The 3,969-nt window shown below is 48.5% G+C and carries 3 protein-coding genes and 1 pseudogene; 1 reads left to right on the forward strand and 3 read right to left on the reverse strand.

What is annotated here, in order from left to right:
* The first annotated feature begins 221 nt into the window (after positions 1-221).
* A pseudogene (locus HA494_04660) lies at positions 222-1,340 on the forward strand (FprA family A-type flavoprotein).
* A gap of 55 nt (positions 1,341-1,395) precedes the next feature.
* Here HA494_04660 and HA494_04665 read toward each other — a convergent pair.
* From HA494_04665 to HA494_04675, 3 genes are read right to left on the reverse strand one after another with little or no spacing between them, the layout of a single operon-like run.
* Entirely contained in the window at positions 1,396-2,268 is an 873-nt protein-coding gene (locus HA494_04665; protein ID NHV97063.1) for an ABC transporter permease, read from the reverse strand.
* Positions 2,269-2,285: 17 nt separating this feature from the next.
* Positions 2,286-3,290 carry an ATP-binding cassette domain-containing protein gene (locus HA494_04670; protein ID NHV97064.1) on the reverse strand — a complete coding sequence of 335 codons (1,005 nt, stop codon included), beginning with the start codon at positions 3,288-3,290 and terminating at the stop codon, positions 2,286-2,288.
* The gene (locus HA494_04675) at positions 3,283-3,870 is read right to left on the reverse strand and encodes a PadR family transcriptional regulator (GenBank protein NHV97065.1); all 588 of its coding nucleotides are present in this window, start codon (positions 3,868-3,870) and stop codon (positions 3,283-3,285) included. The genes HA494_04670 and HA494_04675 overlap by 8 nt, the downstream gene beginning before the upstream one ends.
* Positions 3,871-3,969: the final 99 nt, after the last annotated feature.

Here is a 3,969-nt window from a genome sequence, read left to right on the forward strand (position 1 = left end):
CTCTGGACGACGACCGCTATCAGAAGGTTAGTGGCTGGGTTGTTAAAAGTGTTCGCTCATATCTGAACAACAGTAGTTGCTGGGGGCTCTCGTACATCAAATGAGGGGAAGAACGACCTACCACTATCTATATATGAGCGAAAGTGTTAATTCATATAGTGGAAGGTTAAATTATGTGGTATTAGTATTAATCAATCAATTAGACGATGGCGGCGTGGAAGATGATTAGAAGGAGTGTGGTTAAACTTTCTGAAGACGTTTACTGGGTTGGGTCGAGAGACTGGAACCGCAGGGTTTTTGACGCTTTGATACCGCTTCCGAAAGGAACATCTTATAACGCCTATCTGGTAACAGGTGGGAAAGAGAATGTACTGATAGATACTGTGGGCCCCGGTTTTGAGGTTGAGTTGGAGGAGAAGGTTCGCAGCCTAATTGATCCAGAGACCCTCCTCTATATTATTATGAACCAGACCATGCAGGAGCCATTCCACACATGATGGGAATCGCTCCTAAAGCCAAGCTAATAACATCAAGAAGAGGTGCAAGAATGGCTCAAGTGTTTTATCTTGTTCCCGAAGATAGAATGAGGGTGGTTAGTGACCAAGAAACTTTAAGCGTATGTGGGAGAACCTTCCGCTTTATTGAGGCGCCGATGCTTCATTGGCCAGAGACCATGTTTACATACTTGGAGGAAGACAAAATCCTCTTCCCGTGCGACTTTTTCGGATCTCACTTAGCGGGTGGGGTTTATGATGATGAGGTTGAAGATTTGATGGTTCACGCTCAGAGGTATTGGGGTGAGATAATGATGCCCTATCGAGGCATGGCTGTTAAGGCTTTGGAGAAGCTGCAGAGTTTAGATATTAGGATGATAGCGCCTAGCCATGGTCCAATATTCAGGAACCCTGAGCGCATCCTACAAGCATATAGGAGGTGGGCTGGTGGGGAGACTAAGTGTAAGGCTGCAGTAGTGTATGTGGAATAGTACGGAGAAGATGGTTCAGCAGATGGTCGAAACGCTGGCATCAGAGGGTATTGAGGTAGCGTTACATAATTTGGCTGTAGCCGACACAGGCGATTTAGCGAAAGACCTCGTAGACTCAAGAGCCCTCGTTCTAGGTGCCCCAGCGGTTCTAGGTGGAGCCCACCCCTTAGCCGTTTACGCAGCATACCTTGTTAAAGCTCTACGACCGCCTACGAAGTTTGTGGTTATTTTAAGCTCTTATGGTTGGGGAGGTGGTGCGGTAAAACAGATTCAAGAGGTTTTGGGGCATCTTGAAGTCGAAGTGGTTGGCGCATTGGAGGTAAACGGTCCACCAACAGATGATAATATGAGGTAGATTATGGAAATCGGCAGATCGTTGGCAAAGAAGATCAATGAAGCCTGATGCCGGTTTATTTTGAGAGGTATCTCCAAGAGAGGATTATCCCTATTGTGGATAGGGTTGCTGCGAAGGCTGCTAGGTATGTGAATCCGAAGCCTATGTCAGCCATCCCAGGGGAGGCTAGTAGTAGCTGTCTGCATATGTCTGCTGCGTAGCTTACTGGGTTTATCTTCGCCACGGTTTGGAGCCATTCTGGCATATAGGTTACTGGGAACATAGCGTTGCTCGCGAAGAGTAGGGGTAGGTTTAGGAGGTTCATTATCGCCATCTGTGCCTCCCAGCTCGTCGATCTTATGGCTAGTGTGACGAATAGTGAAGCGAATCCTATTATGAGTAGGAGGAGTGCTGCGAACGACCCTAGTAGCCCAGCTGGGGTTATGTGTGAAGCATCCATTCCTAGAAGTATGGCTAGTAGAAGTACGATAGCGGCTTGAGCGAGAGCGCGCACAACTGTTGAGAGGACTTTAGCCATAGGTATGACCCCTCGTGCTACAGGTGTGCTGAGGACCTTATCGAGGAACCCTAGCCTCCTATCCCAGACTATAGACATGCCGCTGAACATCGCTGTGAAGAGCGAGATGAATGAGAGCATGCCTACCGCTAGGTATGAGAAGTAGTCTTGGGTGCCGAAGGTCTGGAACATTATCTGCTTACCGATCTGGTTAATGACCTCTTTAGGTATGTTTAAGCCCGGTATGTTGAATGAGCCTCCTGTGAAGATTGCTGTTAGGTTCATGGCTTTTCCGAAGAGCGCAAGCCACATAAAGGGTTGAATCAGCGACATAATGAAGATGAAGGGCACCTTATACCATTTCTTGAGGTCTCTGTTCGTCAGAGCCCACAGCCCGTGGAGGGGGCTTGTGTCAATCTTCGCCGCATCCAGCTTACTCAACTCCTTTTTCACCTCCTCGCTCTATGCAGAGTCCTTCTAAGAGACCTGATCTCCTCCTCACTTGCTTGCTCCTCCCTTAGTGAGCGGCCTGTGTATTCGAGGTACACTTCATCTAGGGTTGGTTTGATCATGGAGAGTTTGGAGATGGCTACACCCCTACTTCTAATCGCATCTATGATCGCTGGGGCTACTTCCTCGCCTCTCTCAACCTTGATGCGGTAGAGTCTGTCTACCTTCTTAACCTCCTTCACGCCTCCGATCTCCGTGATTATGGGTGTTAGATCGAGTTTCTCCCCATCCACACCGATCTCTACGATGTCCCCACCTAAACCAGCCTTCAGCTCGCTTGGGGCTCCGACCTTAAGGATTCTGCCGTGGTCGATTATGGCTATTCTGTCACACATGGCATCAGCCTCCTCCAAATAGTGTGTAGTCATGAAGATGGTCATATCATACTCCTCCTTTAGCCTCCTAATGTAGTTCCAGACCGCTACTCTTGTCTGCACATCTAAGCCTAGTGTGGGTTCGTCGAGGAAGAGTAGGGTAGGTCTGCTTATCAAGCCGCAGGCGAGCTCCAGCCTCCTCCTCATTCCACCTGAGTAGGTCTCCACCTTCCGCTTAGCAGCATCCTTCAGCTCAACCAGCTCAAGAAGCTCCCAAGCTCTCTGCTTAGCCACGCTGCCTGGTATGCCGTAGAGCGATGCGCAGAGCAGTATATTCTCCAATCCAGTAAGGTCTTCGTCAGCGGTATACTCTTGATGCACAACGCCGATAGAGCGCCTAACCTCAGCCGCCTCCCTAACTATATCGTACCCACACACCTTAGCGGTGCCAGATGTTGGCTTCAGCACAGTTGTGAGCATATTGATCATAGTGCTCTTCCCAGCACCATTCGGGCCGAGTAGCCCGAAGATCTCGCCTTGCTCGATCTCAAGATCTACATTATCCACCGCCTTTACTCTTTTATTAAATATCTTTGTGAGCCCGCGTGCTTCAACGATCTTCTCAGGCAACGCTCTCAACCTCCTCCTTCTCCTCCTCTATCTGCTTTATCCTCTGCCTAACCCAACTCAACTCATCAACCAGATTACTCTCATACTCTTCTAGAATTCTTCTAAGACTCTCCTTACTCAGCTTCCCCCAGCTATCCTCTATTACCGCGTGCAGCAAGTTCAGGTGGAGTTTAGAGCCCTCTATCACAAACTTAGGTATGTCCTCTAGATCAAGTATGCCCAAGAGAAGACCTCTGGACGCTGCTAGGCGATGACTCGCGTTCAGAAAATGCGCCTTAGCATCCTTCAAAAAGTTTAGCCCCTTTGATGTTATAGTGTAGAGCCTCCTCAACCTCCTACCCACCTTAACCTCTTTAACATCGATAAGACCCTTATCAAGCATCCTCTTAAAGAGAGGGTAGAGCGAACCTGGGCTAGGTCTCCATAAACCCTGAGTCTTACGCTCTATATCGCTAAGAAGCTCATAGCCGTAAGCAGGTTTAGAAGCCAACTTATGCAATATGTAGTGTATAAGCAGCCCTGTGGGCACACCTCGCCTACCAGCACACAGCGCCTCGTCTTTGGATCCCACAGCCTTCAACGCGCTTCTCCTAAGCTTTAGGGTTGGTTTTAGAGTAGATAAATATATCGGATACGATATATGCGAAGGTTATAGATCTTTCTTAGAAAACAAAGCGAC

The sequence above is a fragment of the Nitrososphaerota archaeon genome (genome assembly GCA_011605775.1).
In the GTDB taxonomy this organism is placed as follows: Archaea; Thermoproteota; Nitrososphaeria; order Nitrososphaerales; family JAAOZN01; genus JAAOZN01.